Raw genomic sequence first — 20314 nt, forward strand, 5'->3', positions numbered from 1 at the left:
GGCCATGAATCTGCGCCCCAGCCATCCCGTCGGTGTTCCGCTCGGTGACGTGGCCCGCCTCATCTCCGCCCTGCGCGCGGACGGAGCCACGCCGCCCGACGTCGCCCTGACCGGCGTGACCCTGCGCGGGCAGGACGCCCGGCCGGGCGACCTGTTCGCGGCCCTGCCCGGTGCGCGGGCGCACGGCGCCCGCTACGCCGCCGACGCAGTGGCGCGCGGCGCGATCGCGGTGTTGACCGATCAGGACGGGTTGACCGAGCTCGGCGCGGGACTCGGCGTGCCGGTGCTGCTGCACGCCGCGCCGCGGACCGTGTTGGGCGCGGCGGCCGCCGCGGTGTACGGGCATCCGTCCGAGCATCTGCGCGTCATCGGCGTGACCGGCACCTCCGGCAAGACCACCACCACCTATCTGGTGGAGGCCGGCCTGCGGGCGGCGGGGCGGGTGGCCGGTCTGATCGGCACCGTCGGGGTGCGCATCGACGGCCGCGACGAGGCCGGCGGTCTCACCACGCCCGAAGCCCCCGACCTCCAGGCGTTGCTCGCCGTGATGCTCGAGCGTGGCGTCGACACCGTGGTGATGGAGGTGTCCAGCCACGCGCTGACCCTCGGGCGCGTCGAAGGGACCGCGTTCGCCGTCGGCGGGTTCACCAATCTGTCCCGGGACCACCTGGATTTCCACCCCACCATGGACGACTACTTCGACGCGAAGGCCCGGCTGTTCGACCCCGCCTCGCCGACACGCGCCGCCGCGTCGGTGATCTGCGTCGACGACGAGTGGGGCCGCGCCATGGCGCGGCGCGCCGACACCGCGGTCACCGTCGCGGTCGGCGGCACCGCCGACTGGACGGCAGAGCAGATCCGCCCGGTCGGCGACGGCGTGCAGGACTTCGTGGCGGTCGATCCGGCCGGCGTGCACCACGGTGTGGAGATCGGGCTGCCGGGCCGCTACAACATCGCCAACTGTCTGCTCGCGCTGGCGCTGCTGGACGCCGTGGGGGTGTCGCCCGAGCAGGCGGTGCCGGGGCTGCGCGCGGCGACGGTGCCCGGGCGGCTCGAGAAGATCGACCGTGGCCAGCCGTTCCTGGCCGTCGTCGACTACGCGCACAAGCCAGGAGCGCTGCGTGCGGTGCTGGAGACGCTGCGTGGCCAGTGCGGCGGACGGCTCGCCGTGGTGTTCGGCGCCGGCGGCAACCGGGACGCGGGCAAACGCGAACCGATGGGGCAGGTGGCCGCCGAGGTGGCCGACCTGGTGGTGGTCACCGACGACAACCCCCGCGACGAGGACCCCGCGGCCATCCGGGCCGCCGTCCTGGCGGGCGCGGCGGGCGGGGCAGCCGAGGTCGTCGAGATCGGGGACCGGCGGGCCGCGATCGACCACGCGGTGACGTGGGCCCGGCCCGGGGACACCGTGCTGATCGCCGGCAAGGGCCACGAGACCGGCCAGACCAGCCGGGGGACCACCCGGCCGTTCGACGACCGCGCCGAGCTCGCCGCGGCCCTGGACGCCCTGACCGCGGGAAAGGCGAGCCGATGATCGCGCTGTCACTGGCCCGGATCGCCGACATCGTCGGCGGCCGCCTCACCGACGTCACCGCCGAGGAGGCGGCCGAGATCCGGGTGACGGGCACGGTCGAGTTCGACTCGCGCGCGGTGGGTCCGGGATGTCTGTTCCTGGCGCTGCCGGGTGCCCGTGCCGACGGGCACGACTTCGCCGCCGCGGCCGTAGGCGCCGGAGCGGTCGCGGTGCTGGCCGCGCGCCCGGTCGGCGTGCCCGCGATCGTGGTGGATCCGGTGGCCGCCGAGGACGGCGCGGCCGGCGTCCTCGAGCACGACACCGACGGCTCGGGTGCGGCGGTGCTCGCCGCGCTGGCCCGGCTGGCCGCCGCGGTGGCCGCCGAGTTGGTGGCCGGCGGGCTGAGGATCGTCGGCATCACCGGGTCGTCGGGCAAGACCTCGACCAAGGACCTGATCGCGGCGGTGCTCGCACCGCTGGGCGAGGTGATCGCCCCGCCCGGCTCGTTCAACAACGAGCTCGGCCATCCGTGGACGGTGCTGCGCGCCACCGCTGACACCGACTTCCTGGTCCTGGAGATGTCGGCCCGCCACCCGGGCAACATCGCCGCGCTGGCGCGCATCGCGCCGCCGTCGATCGCGGTCGTGCTCAACGTCGGCACCGCCCACCTCGGCGAATTCGGCTCCCGGGAAGCCATTGCCGCCACGAAATCGGAACTGCCGCAAGCAGTTCCGGCATCAGGAGTGGTGGTTCTCAACGCGGACGACCCGGTGGTGGCGGCGATGGCCGACGTGACCGCCGGCCGCGTTGTGCGGGTCGGCCGGTCGCCGGAGGCCGACGTGTGGGCCGGCGACGTCACGCTGGATCCGCTGGCGCGCGCCCACTTCACCCTGCACGCCGCCCACGACGAGACGCCGGTGTCGCTCGCCGTGCACGGCGACCACCAGGTGTCCAACGCGCTGTGTGCGGCCGCGGTGGCGCTGGAGTGCGGCGCCTCGCTCGAGCAGGTCGCGGCGGCGCTGGCGACCGCGGGCCCGGTGTCGCGCCAGCGGATGGCCGTCACCACTCGCGGCGACGGGGTGACGATCATCAACGACGCCTACAACGCCAATCCGGACTCGATGAGCGCCGGGCTCAAGGCGCTGGCGTGGATGGGACGCGAGGGCCGCACCTGGGCGGTGCTCGGCGAGATGGCCGAGCTCGGCGACGACGCGATATCCGAACACGACCGCATCGGCAGGCTGGCGGTGCGCTTAGATGTCTCGAGACTCATCGTCGTCGGAACCGGGAGGCCTATGAGCGCCATGCTGCACGGGGCGGTCATGGAGGGCTCCTGGGGCTCCGAGGCCACTCCGGTGCCCGACGCCGACGCGGCCCTGGCCCTGCTGCGCGCCGAGCTGCAGCCCGGCGACGTGGTGCTGGTCAAGGCCTCCAACTCCGCCGGGCTGGGTGCGCTGGCCGACGCCCTGCTCACCGAGGACGCCCGATGAGGCAGATCCTCATCGCCGTCGGGATCGCGCTGGCGGTGTCGATCCTGCTCACCCCGGTGCTGATCCGGCTGTTCACCCGCCAGGGCTTCGGTCACGAGATCCGCGAGGACGGCCCGCCCAGCCACGCCAAGAAGCGCGGCACGCCCTCGATGGGCGGGGTGGCGATCGTCGCGGGCATCTGGGCCAGCTACTTCGGCACCCATCTGGTGGGCGTGCTGATCGACGGCAAGGGCCCGTCGGCGTCGGGCCTGCTGGTGCTGGGTCTGGCGACGTCGCTGGGCGTGGTGGGTTTCGTTGACGACCTGATCAAGCTGCGCCGCGCCCGCAACCTGGGGCTGAACAAGACCGCGAAGACCGTCGGCATCCTGGTCGCCGCGGTGCTGTTCGGCGTGCTGGCGCTGCAGTTCCGCAATGCGGACGGCCTCACCCCGGGCAGCCCCGAGCTGTCCTACGTGCGCGAGATCGCCACGGTCACGTTGGCGCCCGCCATCTTCGTGCTGTTCTGCGTGGTCATCGTCAGCGCCTGGTCGAACGCGGTGAACTTCACCGACGGCCTCGACGGCCTGGCCGCCGGGGCGATGGCGATGGTGTGCGCGGCCTACGTGCTGATCACGTTCTGGCAGTTCCGCAACGCGTGCGCCACCAGCCCGGGGCTGGGCTGCTACAACGTGCGCGACCCGCTCGACCTGGCGATCATCGCCGCCGCGACCGCCGGGGCGTGCATCGGCTTCCTGTGGTGGAACGCCGCACCGGCCAAGATCTTCATGGGTGACACCGGCTCGCTCGCGTTGGGCGGCATCATCGCCGGCCTGTCGGTGACCAGCCGCACCGAGATGCTCGCCGTCGTCCTGGGCGCGCTGTTCGTCGCCGAGGTCACCTCGGTCGTCGTCCAGATCCTGGCGTTCCGTACCACCGGCCGCCGCGTGTTCCGGATGGCGCCGTTCCATCACCACTTCGAGCTTGTCGGCTGGGCCGAGACGACGGTGATCATCCGGTTCTGGCTGTTGACCGCGATCGCGTGCGGGCTGGGCGTGGCCCTGTTCTACAGCGAGTGGCTGACCACCGTCGGGGCCTGAGATGGACGAGCCCCTGCGGTCCGGCGCCGCGGTCCTGGTCGTCGGGGCGGGCATCACCGGCCGGGCGGTGCTGGCCGCGCTGACGCCGCTGGGGGTGCGCGCCACCCTCACCGACGACAGCCCGTCTGCGCTGACGGCGTTCGCCCAGCAGGGGGTCGCCGTGATCGATCCGGCCGGAGCGGTCGCGACGATCGCCGACGTCGACCTCGTGGTGGTCAGCCCCGGCATTCCCCCCACCGCGCCGATCCCGGTCGCCGCCGCGGCCGCGGGCGTGCCGGTGTGGGGTGACGTCGAGCTCGCGTGGCGGCTGGACCGGGCCGGTCACCACGGCCCGCCGAAAACCTGGCTCGTGGTGACGGGCACCAACGGTAAGACCACCACGACGTCGATGCTGTTCGCGATGCTGTGCGCCGCGGGCCGGCGTGCGGCGCTGTGCGGCAACATCGGCGAGCCGGTGCTGACCGTGCTCGATCGGCCGGTGGACGTGCTGGCCGTCGAGCTGTCGAGCTTCCAGCTGCACTGGGCGCCGTCGGTGCGCCCCGACGCGGGCGCGGTGCTCAACGTGGCCGAGGACCACCTGGACTGGCACGGGTCGCTGCAGGCCTACGCACACGACAAGGCGCGTGCGCTGACGGGCCGGGTGGCCGTCGGCGGTCTGGACGACGCGATCGCCACCCGGTTGCTGGGCGAGTCCGACGCGCCGACCAAGGCCGGCTTCCGGCTGGGGGAGCCCGGTCCGGGTGAGCTCGGCGTCGTCGACGGCCGGTTGGTCGACAATGCGTTCGCGCCGGCGCAGGTGCTCGCCGACACGGCGGTGATCCCGGTGGCCGGTCCGGTCGGGGTGCTCGATGCGCTCGGCGCGGCGGCGCTGGCGCGGGCGGTCGACGTCCCGGCAGGGGCGATCGCCGAGGCGCTGTCGACGTTCGCGGTGGGCCGGCACCGCGCCGAGGTCGTCGCTGTCGCCGACGGCGTGCGCTACGTCGACGACTCGAAGGCGACCAACCCGCACGCCGCGCAGGCGTCGATCAGCGCCTACCCGCGGGTGGTCTGGGTGGCCGGCGGTCTGCTCAAGGGTGCCTCGGTGGACGAGATGGTCGCCGCGGTGGCGAATCGCCTGGTCGGCGCCGTGGTGATCGGTCGGGACCGGGTCGTCGTGGGGGAGGCGTTATCACGACACGCACCGGATGTCCCCGTCGTCGAGGTGGTGACGGGGGAGGATTCTGGGGTGGTTGAGAATGCTGAGACACCTGTGACTGGTGGGACTCGAGTGGTCGACACCGGCGGCAGGCCGCTGGCCGAGGCGGTCATGGCGACCGTGGTCGACGCCGCCCGTGGCCTCGCCCGGCCGGGCGACACGGTGCTCCTGGCACCTGCGGGGGCATCCTTCGACCAGTTCAGCGGCTACGGACAGCGGGGTGACGCGTTCGCCGCGGCCGTGCGCGCAGCGATCGGCTAGCGGGCCGCCGTGAGCACGATCCTCACCCGTCTGCGCCACCGGCGCGCCAACCCCGCCGCCGACGACGCCGGGACCTCACTGACGTCGTCGACCGCGTCGCACAACGCCTCCGGCACCGGTCCGCCTGCCCCACGCACCCGGGTCGGGGCGTGGCTGGACCGGCCGATGACGTCGTTCCACCTGATCATCGCCATCACCGCGCTGCTGCTCACGATGGGCCTGACCATGGTGCTGTCGGCGTCCGGCGTCTACTCCTACGACATGGACGGCTCGCCGTGGGCGGTCTTCGGCAAGCAGCTGCTGTGGACGGCCATCGGCCTGTTCGCGTTCTACGTGGCGCTGCGCATCCCGGTCGCGATCATGCGCCGGTTCGCGTTCTCGGGCTTCGCGTTCACCGTCGTGTTGCTGGTCCTGGTGCTGGTCCCGGGCATCGGCAAGGTGTCCAACGGCTCGCGCGGCTGGTTCGTCATCGCCGGGTTCTCGATGCAGCCCTCGGAGCTCGCCAAGATCGCGCTGGCGATCTGGGGGGCGCACCTGCTCGCCGCGCGGCGCATGGAGCAGGCCTCCCTGCGCGAGATGCTCGTCCCGCTGGTGCCCGCCGCGGTCATCGCGCTGGCGCTCATCGTCGCGCAGCCCGACCTCGGGCAGACGCTGTCGATGGGCGTGATCCTGCTGGGCCTGCTCTGGTACGCCGGCCTGCCACTGCGCGTGTTCCTGACGTCGTTGAGCGCGGTCGCGGTCTCCGGTGCCGTGCTGGCCATGACCGCCGGCTACCGCTCGGCGCGTGTGCAGTCGTGGCTCGACCCCGGCGCCGACGCGCAGGGCTCCGGCTACCAGGCTCGGCAGGCGCGGTTCGCGCTCGCCAACGGCGGGGTGTTCGGCGACGGACTGGGCCAGGGCACCGCGAAGTGGAACTACCTGCCCAACGCCCACAACGACTTCATCTTCGCGATCATCGGCGAGGAACTGGGGTTCATCGGCGCCGCCGGGCTGCTGTGCCTGTTCGGCCTGTTCGCCTACACCGGCATGCGGATCGCCCGGCGCTCGGCCGATCCGTTCCTGCGGTTGCTCACCGCCACGGCCACGCTGTGGATCCTCTCGCAGGTGTTCATCAACGTCGGCTATGTCGTCGGCCTGCTCCCGGTCACCGGGCTGCAGCTGCCGCTGATCTCGGCCGGCGGAACGTCGACCGCCACCACCCTGCTGATGATCGGGATCATGGCCAACGCGGCCCGGCACGAGCCGCAGGCGGTGGCCGCGCTGCGCGCCGGCCGCGACGACCGCGTGAACCGGCTGCTGCGGTTGCCGTTGCCCGCGCCCTACGTCCCCACCCGCACCGAGGCGCTGCGGGAGCGGTTGCGGTCCCGCAGCACGCGCGCGCCGAAACCTGCCGCCAAACCCACCGTCAAACCCGCCACGAAGTCCGCCGCCAAGAAGCCGGCGGCTGCCCAGCGGGCCCGGTCGGCGGACCGCCCGGTGCGCTCGGGTCGGGCGTCGGTCGGTTATGGTGCTGGCCGTCGTAGTCAGGGCCGGCCGGCCCGCGCACTGGAAGGTGAGCGTTACGGGTGACGGGGATCTCGGTCCCGCCGGGGCGAGGCGCAGGGGACGGCCGGAGGCTCTCGGTGGTTCTCGCCGGCGGAGGCACGGCGGGCCACGTCGAACCCGCGATGGCCGTCGCTGACGCGCTGCGCGCGCTCGACGCGGGCGTCCGGATCACCGCGCTGGGCACCGCCCGCGGCCTGGAGACCCGGCTGGTCCCCGAGCGCGGTTACGACCTCGAGCTGATCACCCCGGTGCCCCTGCCCCGCAAGCTGTCCGCCGACCTCGCCCGCCTGCCCCTGCGGCTGCGCCGGGCCGTCCGGCAGACCCGGGCGGTCCTCGACGACGTGCAGGCCGACGTCGTCATCGGCTTCGGCGGCTACGTCGCGGTGCCCGCCTACCTCGCAGCGCGCAGCGTGCGCCGCGGCAAGCGGGTGCCCGTCGTGGTCCACGAGGCGAATGCCAGCGCCGGCTGGGCGAACCGGGTCGGGGCCCGCTCGGCGGCCCGGGTGCTCTCGGCGGTGCCCGATCCCGGTCTGGGACCCGTCGAGGTGGTCGGGGTACCGGTGCGCGAGAGCATCACGTCGCTGGACCGGCCGGCGTTGCGCGCCGAGGCGCGCGCGTTCTTCGGCTTCGCCGACGATGCCCGGGTGCTCCTGGTCTTCGGTGGCTCGCAGGGTGCGCAATCGCTCAACCGCGCGGTCTCGGCGGCCGCCGAAGAGCTTGCCCGGCAAGGGGTTTCGGTGCTGCACGCGCACGGTCCGAAGAACACGCTGGACCTTCGCGCCTCGGCACCCGGTGATCCGCCCTACGTCGCGGTGCCGTACCTGGACCGCATGGACCTGGCCTACGCCGCGGCCGACCTCGCGATCTGCCGCTCCGGCGCGATGACCGTGGCCGAGGTCAGTGCCGTCGGCCTGCCCGCGGTGTACGTGCCGCTGCCGATCGGCAACGGCGAGCAGCGCCTCAACGCCCTGCCGGTCGTCGAGGCCGGTGGCGGCCTGATCGTCGACGACCGCGACCTGACCCCCGAGTTCGTCTCCGGCACGGTCGCCGGTCTGCTCACCGATCAGGCCCGGCTGACCGCGATGACGGCGGCGGCGACGCTGGCGGGGCATCCCGATGCCGCCCAGCGGGTCGCGCAGGCCGCGCTCGACGTGGCGGCGGCAGCGCGCAGCGGGCGGATCCGCCGGTGAGTGGGCAGACGCTGCCCGCGGAGCTGCAGCGGGTGCACATGGTGGGCATCGGCGGCGCCGGCATGTCGGGCATCGCGCGCATCCTGCTCGACCGCGGCGGCCAGGTGTCCGGGTCGGACGCCAAGGAGTCGCGCGCGGTGCTGGCGTTGCAGGCCCGCGGCGCGCAGGTCCGGATCGGGCACGACGCGTCCGCGCTGGACATCCTGCCCGGCGGCCCCACGGCGGTGGTCACCACGCACGCCGCGATCCCGAAGACCAACCCCGAACTGGTCGAGGCCCGCAGGCGCGGCATCCCGGTGATCCTGCGGCCCGCCGTGCTCGCCCAGCTGATGGTCGGGCAGACCACGTTGATGGTCACCGGGACGGCCGGGAAGACGACGACGACATCGATGCTCATCGTGGCGCTGCAGCACAGCGGTTTCGATCCGTCGTTCGCGGTCGGCGGTGATCTCGGTGAGCCCGGCACCAACGCCCATCACGGCAGCGGTGCCTACTTCGTCGCCGAGGCCGACGAGAGCGACGGATCACTGGTGCAGTACCGGCCCGACGTCGCGGTCGTGACCAACATCGAGGCCGACCACCTCGACTTCTTCGGCACCGAGCAGGCCTACGTCGCCGTGTTCGACGCCTTCATGGAGCGTCTGGCGCCCGGCGGGTCGGTCGTGGTGTGCGTCGACGATCCGGGTGCGGCCGCGTTCGCCGATCGCACTGCGGCACTGGGGATCCGGGTGCTCCGCTACGGCAGCGGGGCTCAGCCCGGGCTGGCCGCCGCGCTGTTGGACTGGCAGCAGAAGGGGACGACGGCCGTGGCGACGGTGCAGTTGGCGGGGGAGGCCTCGCCGCGCACCATGCGGCTGGCGGTGCCCGGGCGGCACATGGCGCTCAACGCGCTGGCCGCGCTGCTGGCGGCGATGCAGGTCGGCGCCTCACCGGACGACGTGCTCGACGCGCTGGCCGACTTCGAGGGGGTGCGGCGCCGGTTCGAGCTGGTGGGCACCGCGGCGGGGGTGCGGGTCTTCGACGACTACGCCCACCATCCGACCAAGGTCACCGCGGCGTTGACCACAGTGACGGCGCTCGCCCGGGAATCGGGTGGCCGTGCGATCGTCGTGTTCCAGCCCCACTTGTATTCGCGCACACAGGCTTTCGCAGCGGAGTTCGGCACGGCGCTCAGCCTCGCCGACGAGGTCTTCGTGCTCGACGTGTACGCCGCGCGCGAGCAACCGCTGGCCGGGGTCAGTGGCGCCACCATCGCCGAGGCGGTGACGGCGCCGGTGAGCTACGTTCCGGATTTCTCGGCGGTGGCGGCGACCGTGGCGGCCGCCGCTCGGGCGGGCGACGTGGTGGTGACCATGGGCGCCGGTGATGTGACGTTGCTGGGCAAGGAGATCCTGACCGAGCTGCGGCGCACCGCCGATCGGCGGTCCGGGGGAGCGCAGGCGCCATGACGGGGCCCACCGACGGCGAATCCGCCGCGCCCACCGAGGACGACGCCGCCGCCGCGCAGACCGAGCCCGCCGGGGACGCAGCCGACACCGCCGACACCGAGGGCCCGCGCCGGCGGGCCCGCCGCGAACGCGAGGAGCGCCGGGCGGCGCAGGCGCGGGCCGTCGCGATCGAGGAGGCGCGCCGTGAAGCCAAGCGGAAGACCCTCGGCCGTCCGCTGCCGGAGACCGCGTCACTGGGGCGTGGTGCGGTCCGCGGGCTGAAGGCGCTGTTGTGGACCGCGGTGATCGCGGTGCTGGTCGTCGGCATCGGGCTGCTGCTGTACTTCACGCCGATCATGTCGGCCCGCAACATCGTCGTCACGGGGCTGGGCGCGGTCACCCAGGACGAGGTGGAGTCGGTGGCCGCCGTGCCCCCGGGCACTCCGCTGCTGCAGGTCAACACCGACGCGGTGGCCGAGAAGGTCGCCGGCATCCGGCGCGTGGCCAGTGCCCGGGTGCAGCGCGAGTACCCCTCGACGCTGCGGATCACCGTCGTCGAACGGGTCCCCGTCGTGGTCCGCGACTATCCGGACGGGGTGCACGTCTTCGACAAGGACGGTGTGGACTTCGCGACAGGTCCTCCGCCGCCGGGCATCCCGTATCTGGACACCGAGAATCCGGGGCCGGACGATCCGGCCACCAAGGCCGCGCTGGAGGTCATGACGTCGCTGCGTCCGGAGGTGGCCGGTCAGGTGGGCCGGGTGTCGGCGCCGTCGGTCGCCGCGATCACGCTGACGCTGATCGACGGGCGCACCGTGGTGTGGGGCACCACCGATCGCACGGAGGAGAAGGCGCTCAAGCTCGGGGCGCTGCTGACCCAGCCCGGCAAGGTCTACGACGTGTCGAGTCCGGATCTGCCGACGGTCAAGTAGCTATCAGACCGCGGTGCACCAGCGGCCGTCCTGGCGCCGCAGCGTGGCCCGGGTGATCTGGGTCTGGGGCGGATTGGACCCGCTCTCGGTGGTCACGGTGATGTCGGCGGTGGCCGTGTCCCCGGTGACGACGACGTGGTCGATGCCGTCGAGTCGCACCACCGTCGAGCCGGCCAGCGCCTGCCGCAGGTCGGCGATGGGCCCGGAGATCTGATCGGCCAGGTTCGTCGCGGAGGCGTCGTTGCGCAGGGTCGCGCCGATGTCGGTGCCGAAGGTGGGCAGCCACGTGGGCGCTGCGGGTGTACACGACAGTTGGGCCGCCGTGGCGAGGTCGAGCTCGGCGCTTGCCTGGGCCTGCCGGGTGAGCACGTCGCGGATCTGGTCCTCGTCGCTGGGCACCGGGTCGGGGGTGGGGGGCTGGGCGTGCGCCACGGGTGCGGCGAGCAGGAGCGATCCGGCGGTGACGAGTGCGCCGACGATGCGGTTGGCCATGGTTCCCCCGGAGGTGGTGCCGACCTCGATGACGCTAGGCCGGATCGGTGGCCGGTGGCGCCGATTCGCCGCAGAAAAGGTCCTGCAGAACCCCGGGCAACTCGGTCAACATTTGTCGTGTCGTTTCGGCGCGCCTGCCGGGCATCGGCGCGCGGTCACCCTACCGTTCTGGTTGCGCGGAACAACTTGACATAACTCTAAGCCTCTAGTTGAGATTGAGGGTTTGGGCCAGTGGTTATCCGTGACACGACAGGCAACTCAGGGCAGGAAGGGCGATGCGATGACCCCCCCGCATAACTACCTCGCAGTGATCAAGGTGGTCGGCATCGGCGGCGGCGGCGTCAACGCCGTCAACCGGATGATCGAGCAGGGTCTCAAGGGCGTCGAGTTCATTGCGATCAACACCGACGCACAGGCGCTGTTGATGAGCGATGCCGACGTCAAACTGGACGTCGGGCGCGACTCGACACGTGGACTCGGCGCGGGCGCGGACCCCGAGGTCGGCCGCAAGGCCGCCGAAGACGCCAAGGACGACATCGAGGAGCTGCTGCGCGGCGCCGACATGGTGTTCGTCACCGCGGGCGAGGGCGGCGGCACCGGCACCGGCGGCGCGCCGGTGGTGGCCTCGATCGCCCGCAAGCTGGGCGCGCTGACCGTGGGCGTGGTGACGCGGCCGTTCTCCTTCGAGGGCAAGCGGCGCAGCAACCAGGCCGAGAACGGCATCCAGGCGCTGCGCGAGAGCTGCGACACGCTCATCGTCATCCCCAACGACCGGCTGCTGCAGATGGGCGACGCGGCGGTGTCGCTGATGGACGCGTTCCGCAGCGCCGACGAGGTGCTGCTCAACGGTGTGCAGGGCATCACCGACCTGATCACCACCCCCGGCCTGATCAACGTCGACTTCGCCGACGTCAAGGGCGTGATGAGTTCCGCGGGCACCGCGCTGATGGGCATCGGCTCGGCCCGCGGCGACGGCCGCGCGCTCAAGGCCGCCGAGATCGCGATCAACTCGCCGCTGCTGGAGGCGTCGATGGAGGGCGCCCAGGGCGTGCTGCTGTCGGTCGCCGGCGGCAGCGATCTGGGTCTGTTCGAGATCAACGAGGCCGCCTCGCTGGTCCAGGACGCCGCGCATCCCGACGCGAACATCATCTTCGGCACCGTGATCGACGACTCGCTGGGCGACGAGGTCCGGGTCACCGTGATCGCGGCCGGCTTCGACGCCGCCGGTCCGGGACGCAAGCCGGTCACCGGGGAGACCGCGGCCGCGGCCGCGGCGCAGCCGATCGCGCCGGGCAAGGCGGGCCGGGTGGGCTCGCTGTTCGAGTCCGCCGATCCGGCGAGCGTGCCGGCCGCGCACACCAATGGCGCGACCGTGCGCATCGGGGGCGGTGACGACGGCATCTCCGATGACGACGTCGACGTGCCGCCCTTCATGCGCCACTGACACGACGTACGGTCGCACCTGATGTTCCGTGTGCGCCGCGTGACCACCACCCGGGCGGGTGGGATGTCCCGACCGCCGTTCGCGACGTTCAACCTCGGTGACCACGTCGGCGACGACCCGGCCGCGGTGGCCGCCAACCGGCGCCGTCTGGCCACCGCCACCGGGCTGGGCGCCGGCGGCATCGTCTGGATGAACCAGACCCACAGCACCCGCGTCGAACTCGTCGACCATGGCGGCCAGACCGTCGACGCCACCGACGGGGTGGTGACCACCACGCCGTCGCTCGGGCTGGCCGTGGTGACGGCCGACTGCGTACCGGTGCTGATGGCCGATGCCCGCCACGGGGTCATCGCCGCCGTGCATGCGGGCCGGGTGGGCGCCGCGGGCGGCATCGTCGCCCGCGCGGTGCAGGTCATGGTCGACGCCGGCGCGCGCGCCGAGGACATCTCGGTGCTGCTGGGTCCGGCGGTCAGCGGGCGCAACTACGAGGTGCCCGCCGAGATGGCCGACGAGGTCGAGCGCGCGCTCCCGGGCAGCCGGACCACGACGGCCCGGGGCACGCCGGGGCTGGATCTGCGCGCGGGGATCGCCGCGCAGCTGCGCACCCTCGGTATCACCGCGATCGACGTCGATCCGCGCTGCACGGTCGATGACCCGGCGTTGTTCAGCCACCGCCGGGACGCGCCGACCGGCCGGCTCGCGTCGGTGATCTGGCTGGAGCCGGCATCGTGACGGCCCCGCGTGAGGACGAGTTGCGCGACGCGCTCGAGCAGATCCGCGCCCGCCTGGCCCGGGCGGCCGAGGCGGCGGGACGTGACGTCGAGACGATCGAGCTGCTGCCGGTCACCAAGTTCTTTCCCGCCTCCGACGTCGCCGCCCTCTACCGGCTGGGCTGCCGGTCGTTCGGCGAATCCCGGGACCAGGAGGCGACGCGCAAGATCGAGGAACTGCGCGACATCACCGACTGCCCGGGCATCCGCTGGCACATGATCGGGCGCATCCAGCGCAACAAGGCGCGCTCGATCGGCGAATGGGCTGATACCGCGCACTCCGTCGACAACGCGAAGGTCGTCGGCGCGCTGGACCGGTCGGCCTCCGACGCGCTGGAGCGTGGTGCGCGCCCCGATCCGCTCCGGGTGTTCCTGCAGGTGAGCCTCGACGGCGACGAGAGCCGCGGCGGCGTCGACGTGACCGCGACGGGGCGCATCGACGACCTGTGCGCCGCGATCGACGACGCTGCCGGGCTGAGCTTCGTCGGCCTGATGGCCATCCCGCCGCTGGGCGCCGACCCCGACGCGGCGTTCGCCCGGTTGGCCGAGGAGCACCACCGGGTGCAGGAGCGGTATCCGCAGCGGCTGGACCTGTCGGCGGGCATGTCGGGCGACCTCGAAGCCGCGGTGCGACACGGATCCACATGTGTGCGTGTCGGTACCGCGCTCTTGGGCGCACGACCGCTAACGTCACCTCCAGAAGTCACACGAGTCACACCTTCATCACAGACAACAGAGTCTTCCGACTCACCGGAAACCGGTCACAGGTCATCACCGCACGAGGGGTCCTCACGATGAGCACACTGCACAAGGTCAAGGCCTACTTCGGTATGGCCCCGATGGACGATTACGAGGACGACTACTACGAGGACGACGAGCGCGGTTCGGCCCGCGGTTACCGTCGCCCCCGCGAGGACCGGTTCGAGGAGGACGGGTACACCCGCGGTTACGACGACCTGCCCGAGGCCCGCCGCCGCGACTACGACGAGCCGGCCGCCTACCGGGGCGGCATGGGCGGCGGCTTCGACGACGGACGGTTCGAGGCCCGGATGCGCTCGCCGCGTGAATTCGACCGCACCCCACCGCGTTTCGGTGCGATGCGGGGTTCGACGCGCGGGGCGCTGGCGATGGATCCGCGCGGTATGGCCGAGCTGTTCGAAGCCGGCAGCCCGCTGGCGAAGATCACCACGCTGCGGCCCAAGGACTACAGCGAGGCCCGCACCATCGGTGAGCGGTTCCGCGACGGCACGCCCGTCATCATGGATCTGGTCTCGATGGACAACGCCGATGCCAAGCGGCTCGTCGACTTCGCGGCCGGGCTGGCGTTCGCGTTGCGCGGCTCATTCGACAAGGTCGCGACTAAGGTCTTCCTGCTCTCGCCCGCCGATGTCGACGTCACCGCCGAGCAGCGGCGCCGGATCGCCGAGGCCGGTTTCTACGCCTACCAGTAGCAGCGCCCGGTAACGCCAGCGGAGTCGCAGGTCCCCCGGCACGGGTAGGCTGGCGGCGCCGACCGACATCGCGGCCGGCATCCCCGTCACATCGCCTGAGTGAGGTCACCTTCCGTTGGGGCTGTTCTTCGAAATCCTCGGTTTCGCGCTGTTCGTGTTCTGGCTCCTGCTGATCGCCCGGGTCGTGGTCGAGTTCATCCGGTCGTTCAGCCGGGACTGGCATCCGCGGGGCGCGACCGTGGTGGTGCTCGAGGTCATCATGACGTTGACGGACCCGCCCGTGAAACTGTTGCGGCGCATCATCCCGCAACTGACGATCGGCGCCGTGCGGTTCGATCTGTCGATCATGGTGCTGCTGCTCGTCGCCTTCATCGGCATGCAGTTGGCCTTCGGCGCCGCGACCTGAGGCAGGGCCGCGAACTGCGCTTTTCCCCGGTCTGACCGGTGCGGAAGGGTTGGCGGTCGGCGGTGCCGTCCGGCGGGCGAATGTTGAGTTTCGATCTTATTTATCGCCCTCGACTGCAACCGTAGGGTCTGGTGTGACAGGATGGACGCCAGTTACCTTCAAGCCAGGCTTTACACTGTGAGATCGTTCGCCGATCCAGACTCAAGGGGGCAGACAATGCCGCTCACTCCCGCCGACGTGCACAACGTTGCGTTCAGCAAGCCACCCATCGGCAAACGCGGCTACAACGAGGACGAGGTCGACGCCTTCCTCGACCTCGTCGAGAACGAGCTGACCCGTCTGATCGAGGAGAACACCGATCTCCGCCAGCGTGTCGCGGAGCTGGATTCCGAACTCGCCTCGGCGCGCTCCGGTGGCGGAGCCGCCCAGCCGACGCAGACCCTGCCCGCCTACGAGCCCGAGCCCGAGCCGACCCCGGCTCCGACGCCGGCTCCGCAGCCCGTGTACGAGGCGCCCGCCGCGCAGCAGGCCGCGCCCGCCCCCGAGGACCAGCACCTGCGCGCCGCCAAGGTGCTCAGCCTGGCTCAGGACACCGCCGACCGCCTGACCAACGGCGCGAAGGCCGAGTCCGAGAAGATGCTCGCCGACGCGCGGGCCCAGGCCGACGCCATGGTCAGCGAAGCTCGGCAGACCGCCGAGACCACGGTCACCGAAGCCCGCCAGCGGGCCGACGCCATGCTCGCCGACGCGCAGAGCCGGTCGGAGGCGCAGCTGCGGCAGGCCCAGGAGAAGGCCGACGCCCTGCAGGCCGACGCCGAGCGCAAGCACTCCGAGATCATGGGCACGATCAACCAGCAGCGGACCGTTCTCGAAGGCCGGCTCGAGCAGCTGCGCACGTTCGAGCGCGAATACCGCACCCGCCTGAAGACCTACCTGGAGTCTCAGCTGGAAGAACTGGGTCAGCGCGGTTCCGCCGCGCCCGTCGACTCCGGCGCCAACAACGACGGCGGGTTCAACCAGTTCAACCGGGGCAACAACTAGTCTCGTGATCCCATGCTGATCGTCGCGCTCGTCCTTGCCGTCATCGGCCTCGCCGCGTTGGTGATGGCCGTGGTCACGAGCAATGAGTTGATCGCCTGGGTGTGCATCGCCGCGAGCGTGATCGGGGTCGTGCTGCTGATCGTCGACGCGCTGCGCGACCGGTCCAAGAGCGACGCCGGCGAGGCCGCCGAGGAGGACGCCGTCCCCGACGAGACCGACGACGTCGAGGACTACCCGGACGAAGCCCCGGTGGCCGCCGACTACGACGACGAGGCCCCGGTGGCTGCCGAGCGCACCGACGAGGATCCGCCCCGGAGCTGAAAAGCTCTGTGCCTCATCCTGATTCGTCGCTGACGGTCGGACTGTCGAGAATGCCGCGTACCTCGTCGTCATCGACCTGGTGGAAGTCGTCGTAGACCTGCCCGACCGCGTGGAAGTCGGCGGGGGTGGTCGCACACACCACGTCGTCGGCCTCGGCGCGCAGCGTCCGGCACACCTTGGCCGGACCGACCGGCACCGCGACGACGACGCGCGCGGCGCCCGCCTGACGCACCGAATGCACCGCGGCGACCATGCTCGCGCCGGTCGCGATGCCGTCGTCGACGAGGACCACGGTGCGTCCGGTGAGCTCCAGTGGAACCCGGCCGGCCCGGTAGGCCCGTTCGCGGCGGTGCAACTCGACCGTCTCGCGCTCCAGCACCTCGCGCACCTGATCGTCGCTCAGATCCAGGCCGCGCAGCAGATCGTCGTTGAGCACCACGCCGCCGCCGGTGGCGACCGCCCCCATCGCCAGTTCGGGCCACTGCGGCACGCCGAGCTTACGGACCAGACACACATCCAGTGGCGCGTGCAGGAACGCCGCCACCTCGCGCGCGACCGGCAGCCCGCCGCGGGCCAGCCCGAGCACCAGCACCTCGGCGCGGTCGCGGTAGTCCGTCAGCTCACGCGCCAGGACACGGCCGGCGTCGCGACGGTCGCGGAACGTTCGCGCGGTTCTGGTCATGGCGGTGGTGTCCCGATGATGTCCTGGGGGGTGTCCGCAGTATCACTCTCCGGCACCGTCAGCCGCAGCCGAGTAGGCCAATCCGGGGAGTCCGCGGCGACGAATGACTGTTCGACCGACGAGAGCACGGAGGACCATGGGCATCGACTACGACAGTGTCATCGACCACCCGCTGCGTGAGGTGTGGGACTGGCACACCCGCCCGGGCGCCATGCGCCGTCTGGTCCCGCCGTTCCAGCCGATGACGGTGCTCGCCGAAGCCGAATCCCTCGCCGACGGCGTGGCGGTGCTCGGCCTGCCGGGCGGGCTGCGCTGGGTGGCGCGCCACGTCCCCTCCGAATACGTGGACGGTCACCGGTTCGTCGACGAGCTGTCCTCGCAGGGGCCGACGTCGTGGCCGCCGCGCATCGTCGGCGGCTGGCGGCACACCCACACGTTCACCGAGCAGGGCACCGGCACCCTCATCAACGACCGCGTCGAGGCCGTGGTGCCCGGTGCGTTGCTGCGTCCCATGTTCGCCTACCGACACCGCCAACTGATCGACGACCTCGCCGCGCACCGCCGCGCCGCCGAGGCCGGGGCGGGCCCACTGGTCATCGCGATGACAGGTGCGTCGGGGCTGGTCGGCTCCGCGCTGAGCGCGTTCCTCACCACCGGCGGCCACCGGGTGATCCGGCTGGTGCGCCACGATCCCACCCACGAGGACGAGCGGCGCTGGGATCCGCAGGCCCCCGCCGCGGACCTGCTGGCCGGGGTCGACGCCGTCGTGCATCTGGCGGGCGAGTCCATCGCCGGTCGGTTCACCGACAGCCACCGAAAAGCCATCCGCGACAGCCGAATCGAGCCGACCAGGCTGCTGGCCACCGCCGCGGCGAACACACCCGACGGGCCGAAGACCTTCGTCAGTGCCTCGGCGATCGGGTACTACGGGTTCGACCGGGGCGACGTCCAGCTCACCGAGGACGGTTCGCGCGGCGAGGGTTTCCTCGCCGACGTGGTCACCGACTGGGAAGCCGCCACCACGCCGGCATCGGATGCGGGTCTGCGGGTCGTGTTGGTGCGCACCGGGATCGTGCAGGCCGCCGCGGGGGGCACCTTGCGCCTGCTGCGGCCGCTGTTCGCCGCCGGATTGGGCGGCCGCGTCGGCGACGGACGGCAGTGGCTGTCCTGGATCGCGCTGGACGATCTGCTCGACATCTACCACCGGGCCCTCTACGACGACCGGCTCAGCGGACCGGTCAACGCCGTCGGACCGGAACCGGTGCGCAACGCCGAGTACACCAAAGAGCTTGCGCGCGTGCTGCATCGGCCCGCGTTGCTGCCGGTGCCGTCACTGGGGCCGCGGGTGCTGCTCGGGGAACAGGGCGCACGCGAACTCGCCGAAGCCAGCCAGCGGGTGGTGCCGGCCAAACTGCTCGCCGTCGGGCACCCGTTCCGCTCTGAGGACGTGGCCGACGCCCTGGCCCATCAGCTCGGCAAGGAATGACCGGCCACGTGGGTGAGGAACCCGGCGACCAGTGCCCGGATCCGGGTGCCGACGTCGTCGGCGAGTTCCGTTGTCCGCGTGAGTAACTGGTCATGATCCAGGCCGGCGGCCGCGACATCGCCGTCGCGGTCGTCGGCCAGCCAGCCCTTGAGCAGATCGGTGTCGATCTCGGGATGGAACTGCAGCCCCATCGCGCGGCCGAGCACGAACGCCTGCGACGAGTTCGGTGTCCTGGCCAGTTCGGTGGCGCCCGGCGGGAGCGTCCAGCGGTCGAAATGCCACTGGAACCAGGGCCCGGCCGGCACGATGTCGGGCCGCTCGCTGACCACGTCGTACCAGCCGATCTCGGGCCGCGGCGAGCGGGCGACGCTGCCGCCGAACGTCTGCGCGAGCAACTGGCCGCCGAAGCACACGCCCAGCAGCGCGACCCCGGCGTCGGCGGCGTCGCGCAGCAGCGCCATCTCGCTGCCCACCCAGGTGTCGCGCAGCGCGGGGTCGTACACCGGCCAGCGGGCGCCCAGGGGGACGATGACGTCGTAGCCGGCGGGGTCGGGAAACGTCACGTCGACGGCGGGGGAGTCCACCCGGGCGGGCGGTACCACCTCGAAGGCGTCGACCTCGAAGCCGTGATCGGTGAAGGCCTCACCGAGCAGTGCCTCGGTGGCCATGTGTTCGTTGCGCAGGAAGAGGACCGTGGGTGCCACGGCCGCCATTATCTCCTGCGGTCAGCCGCGGCGCGTTCCGGTGTCCCGGTCGCCAGACGGAACACCGGCCAGCCGATCTCGGTGCGCCACTCGGCCGCGTCCGGGGTGTCGCGGGGACCCACCAGATACGTTTCGTGGATCGGGCCGTCGACGGCCAGCGCGTGCGTGACCACCCAGGTGCCGAGGCGGCCGTAGGTGACGTCGATGTCGTCGTGACGGCCGGCGTGCACCGTGACCGCCAGGTCCACCCCCGGCAGATCGAGGACCTCGACCCGGCCGGTCGCCCGCGGTCTGCGCACCGGGCGGAAGACGGTGAACATGCCCGCACCGTGGGTGAACAGTTCGTTGTCATAGCGGCCGCCCGGAGCGCCGGTGCGCTCGTCGGCGGGGAACGCGGCGTCCAGCTCGGCCATGGCGGCGTCGTACCAGGACAGCGAATCATCCTGCTTGACAACACCTTTGACCGCCGCGACAGTGCGTGTCGGCACCGATCGGAGTTCGACCGCGAGGTCGGCCGGATCGGGATGGAGCAGGCGCTGCAGGGAGACCACGGCGGCGCGGGTCCGGTCGAGCTCGGCCTCCAGCCGGCGCAGGTGACCGGAGATGACCTCCTCGCGCCGGCGCGGGTCGTCGGCCGACAGGACGGTCTCGACCTCGGCCAGCGGCACGTCGAGCTGGCGCAGCCGGTGGATCACCTGCGCGGTCGGGATCTGCTCGGCGGTGTAGTAGCGGTAGCCGGTGAAGTCGTCGGTCCAGGCGGGTTCCAGCAGTCCGGACTCGTGGTAGCGGCGCAGTGTGCGCACGCTCAGATGCGTCACCGTGGCGAACTCGCCGATCGTCAGTCCCGGGCGCACGGCTGTCCACGATAGCGACCCGCGGGAGGTCCGG

The 20314-nt window shown here is 72.1% G+C and carries 21 protein-coding genes; 18 read left to right on the top strand and 3 right to left on the bottom strand.

What is annotated here, in order from left to right; all coding sequences use genetic code 11:
- Positions 1 to 4: 4 nt before the first annotated feature.
- From MCHLDSM_RS15000 to MCHLDSM_RS15075, 17 genes are all read left to right on the top strand, one after another.
- Positions 5 to 1534 (top strand): UDP-N-acetylmuramoyl-L-alanyl-D-glutamate--2,6-diaminopimelate ligase, encoded by a 1530-nt coding sequence (locus tag MCHLDSM_RS15000; RefSeq protein ID WP_048471125.1) that lies wholly within the window; start codon positions 5 to 7, stop codon positions 1532 to 1534.
- Complete coding sequence (locus MCHLDSM_RS15005) at positions 1531 to 3003, top strand: UDP-N-acetylmuramoyl-tripeptide--D-alanyl-D-alanine ligase (RefSeq protein WP_048470818.1); 1473 nt, start codon at positions 1531 to 1533, stop codon at positions 3001 to 3003. Before MCHLDSM_RS15000 ends, MCHLDSM_RS15005 begins: the two co-directional genes overlap by 4 nt.
- Positions 3000 to 4079, top strand: coding sequence for a phospho-N-acetylmuramoyl-pentapeptide-transferase (mraY, locus tag MCHLDSM_RS15010; protein ID WP_048421003.1), 1080 nt, complete (start codon positions 3000 to 3002; stop codon positions 4077 to 4079). The genes MCHLDSM_RS15005 and mraY overlap by 4 nt, the downstream gene beginning before the upstream one ends.
- A 1-nt stretch (position 4080) precedes the next feature.
- Positions 4081 to 5535, top strand: a complete 1455-nt coding sequence (murD, locus tag MCHLDSM_RS15015; RefSeq protein WP_048470819.1) for a UDP-N-acetylmuramoyl-L-alanine--D-glutamate ligase — start codon at positions 4081 to 4083, stop codon at positions 5533 to 5535.
- A 9-nt stretch (positions 5536 to 5544) separates the two neighbouring features.
- Positions 5545 to 7104 (top strand): putative lipid II flippase FtsW, encoded by a 1560-nt coding sequence (gene ftsW, locus MCHLDSM_RS15020; protein WP_048470820.1) that lies wholly within the window; start codon positions 5545 to 5547, stop codon positions 7102 to 7104.
- On the top strand, positions 7101 to 8270 hold the full coding sequence (murG, locus tag MCHLDSM_RS15025) for an undecaprenyldiphospho-muramoylpentapeptide beta-N-acetylglucosaminyltransferase (protein WP_048470821.1): 1170 nt from the start codon (positions 7101 to 7103) through the stop codon (positions 8268 to 8270). Before ftsW ends, murG begins: the two co-directional genes overlap by 4 nt.
- Positions 8267 to 9718 carry a UDP-N-acetylmuramate--L-alanine ligase gene (gene murC, locus MCHLDSM_RS15030; RefSeq protein WP_048470822.1) on the top strand — a complete coding sequence of 484 codons (1452 nt, stop codon included), beginning with the start codon at positions 8267 to 8269 and terminating at the stop codon, positions 9716 to 9718. The genes murG and murC overlap by 4 nt, the downstream gene beginning before the upstream one ends.
- Entirely contained in the window at positions 9715 to 10629 is a 915-nt protein-coding gene (locus MCHLDSM_RS15035) for a cell division protein FtsQ/DivIB (RefSeq protein ID WP_048470823.1), read from the top strand. Before murC ends, MCHLDSM_RS15035 begins: the two co-directional genes overlap by 4 nt.
- Before the next feature lie 52 nt (positions 10630 to 10681).
- A complete protein-coding gene (locus tag MCHLDSM_RS40420) occupies positions 10682 to 10843 on the top strand; it encodes a hypothetical protein (protein WP_407661912.1) in 162 nt (53 codons plus the stop codon).
- Between the two features lie 45 nt (positions 10844 to 10888).
- Positions 10889 to 11311: a hypothetical protein gene (locus tag MCHLDSM_RS40425; protein WP_158023728.1), complete on the top strand. Its 423-nt coding sequence runs from the start codon at positions 10889 to 10891 to the stop codon at positions 11309 to 11311.
- A gap of 90 nt (positions 11312 to 11401) precedes the next feature.
- The gene (gene ftsZ, locus MCHLDSM_RS15045; RefSeq protein ID WP_048421267.1) at positions 11402 to 12565 is read left to right on the top strand and encodes a cell division protein FtsZ; all 1164 of its coding nucleotides are present in this window, start codon (positions 11402 to 11404) and stop codon (positions 12563 to 12565) included.
- Positions 12566 to 12583: 18 nt separating this feature from the next.
- Positions 12584 to 13297, top strand: coding sequence for a peptidoglycan editing factor PgeF (gene pgeF, locus MCHLDSM_RS15050; protein WP_082168898.1), 714 nt, complete (start codon positions 12584 to 12586; stop codon positions 13295 to 13297).
- Positions 13294 to 14133, top strand: coding sequence for a YggS family pyridoxal phosphate-dependent enzyme (locus tag MCHLDSM_RS15055; RefSeq protein ID WP_048470826.1), 840 nt, complete (start codon positions 13294 to 13296; stop codon positions 14131 to 14133). Before pgeF ends, MCHLDSM_RS15055 begins: the two co-directional genes overlap by 4 nt.
- Positions 14130 to 14786 (top strand): cell division protein SepF, encoded by a 657-nt coding sequence (locus tag MCHLDSM_RS15060; RefSeq protein ID WP_048470827.1) that lies wholly within the window; start codon positions 14130 to 14132, stop codon positions 14784 to 14786. Before MCHLDSM_RS15055 ends, MCHLDSM_RS15060 begins: the two co-directional genes overlap by 4 nt.
- A 115-nt stretch (positions 14787 to 14901) precedes the next feature.
- Positions 14902 to 15192, top strand: a complete 291-nt coding sequence (locus MCHLDSM_RS15065) for a YggT family protein (RefSeq protein WP_048470828.1) — start codon at positions 14902 to 14904, stop codon at positions 15190 to 15192.
- Between the two features lie 216 nt (positions 15193 to 15408).
- Positions 15409 to 16233, top strand: coding sequence for a DivIVA-like cell division protein Wag31 (gene wag31, locus MCHLDSM_RS15070; RefSeq protein ID WP_048421272.1), 825 nt, complete (start codon positions 15409 to 15411; stop codon positions 16231 to 16233).
- A gap of 12 nt (positions 16234 to 16245) precedes the next feature.
- Positions 16246 to 16554: a hypothetical protein gene (locus MCHLDSM_RS15075; protein WP_048470829.1), complete on the top strand. Its 309-nt coding sequence runs from the start codon at positions 16246 to 16248 to the stop codon at positions 16552 to 16554.
- Positions 16555 to 16567: 13 nt separating this feature from the next.
- On the opposite strand, the gene MCHLDSM_RS15080 is transcribed toward MCHLDSM_RS15075, so the two are convergent.
- On the bottom strand, positions 16568 to 17236 hold the full coding sequence (locus tag MCHLDSM_RS15080; protein WP_048470830.1) for a phosphoribosyltransferase: 669 nt from the start codon (positions 17234 to 17236) through the stop codon (positions 16568 to 16570).
- 136 nt (positions 17237 to 17372) lie between these two features.
- Between MCHLDSM_RS15080 and MCHLDSM_RS15085 the strand changes: the two genes are divergently transcribed.
- Positions 17373 to 18722: a TIGR01777 family oxidoreductase gene (locus MCHLDSM_RS15085; RefSeq protein ID WP_048470831.1), complete on the top strand. Its 1350-nt coding sequence runs from the start codon at positions 17373 to 17375 to the stop codon at positions 18720 to 18722.
- Here MCHLDSM_RS15085 and MCHLDSM_RS15090 read toward each other — a convergent pair.
- Both MCHLDSM_RS15090 and MCHLDSM_RS15095 read right to left on the bottom strand, forming a co-directional pair.
- Entirely contained in the window at positions 18704 to 19435 is a 732-nt protein-coding gene (locus tag MCHLDSM_RS15090; RefSeq protein WP_048470832.1) for a type 1 glutamine amidotransferase, read from the bottom strand. The two genes, MCHLDSM_RS15085 and MCHLDSM_RS15090, sit on opposite strands and share 19 nt — an antisense overlap.
- Positions 19435 to 20280, bottom strand: a complete 846-nt coding sequence (locus MCHLDSM_RS15095; protein WP_048470833.1) for a MerR family transcriptional regulator — start codon at positions 20278 to 20280, stop codon at positions 19435 to 19437. Before MCHLDSM_RS15095 ends, MCHLDSM_RS15090 begins: the two co-directional genes overlap by 1 nt.
- Positions 20281 to 20314 lie beyond the last annotated feature (34 nt).

Origin of the sequence: Mycolicibacterium chlorophenolicum, from assembly GCF_001044235.1 — a bacterium.
In the GTDB taxonomy this organism is placed as follows: domain Bacteria; phylum Actinomycetota; class Actinomycetes; order Mycobacteriales; family Mycobacteriaceae; genus Mycobacterium; species Mycobacterium chlorophenolicum.

Coding starts and splice junctions, on each gene's coding strand:
- MCHLDSM_RS15090 (WP_048470832.1), bottom strand. CDS start 19,435: ATGGCGGCCGTGGCACCCACGGTCCTCTTCCTGCGCAACGAACACATG.
- MCHLDSM_RS15035 (WP_048470823.1), top strand. CDS start 9,715: ATGACGGGGCCCACCGACGGCGAATCCGCCGCGCCCACCGAGGACGAC.
- MCHLDSM_RS15005 (WP_048470818.1), top strand. CDS start 1,531: ATGATCGCGCTGTCACTGGCCCGGATCGCCGACATCGTCGGCGGCCGC.
- MCHLDSM_RS15080 (WP_048470830.1), bottom strand. CDS start 17,236: ATGACCAGAACCGCGCGAACGTTCCGCGACCGTCGCGACGCCGGCCGT.
- ftsZ (WP_048421267.1), top strand. CDS start 11,402: ATGACCCCCCCGCATAACTACCTCGCAGTGATCAAGGTGGTCGGCATC.
- MCHLDSM_RS15075 (WP_048470829.1), top strand. CDS start 16,246: ATGCTGATCGTCGCGCTCGTCCTTGCCGTCATCGGCCTCGCCGCGTTG.
- mraY (WP_048421003.1), top strand. CDS start 3,000: ATGAGGCAGATCCTCATCGCCGTCGGGATCGCGCTGGCGGTGTCGATC.
- murD (WP_048470819.1), top strand. CDS start 4,081: ATGGACGAGCCCCTGCGGTCCGGCGCCGCGGTCCTGGTCGTCGGGGCG.
- wag31 (WP_048421272.1), top strand. CDS start 15,409: ATGCCGCTCACTCCCGCCGACGTGCACAACGTTGCGTTCAGCAAGCCA.
- MCHLDSM_RS15060 (WP_048470827.1), top strand. CDS start 14,130: ATGAGCACACTGCACAAGGTCAAGGCCTACTTCGGTATGGCCCCGATG.
- MCHLDSM_RS15000 (WP_048471125.1), top strand. CDS start 5: ATGAATCTGCGCCCCAGCCATCCCGTCGGTGTTCCGCTCGGTGACGTG.
- MCHLDSM_RS40425 (WP_158023728.1), top strand. CDS start 10,889: ATGTCGGTGCCGAAGGTGGGCAGCCACGTGGGCGCTGCGGGTGTACAC.
- MCHLDSM_RS15085 (WP_048470831.1), top strand. CDS start 17,373: ATGGGCATCGACTACGACAGTGTCATCGACCACCCGCTGCGTGAGGTG.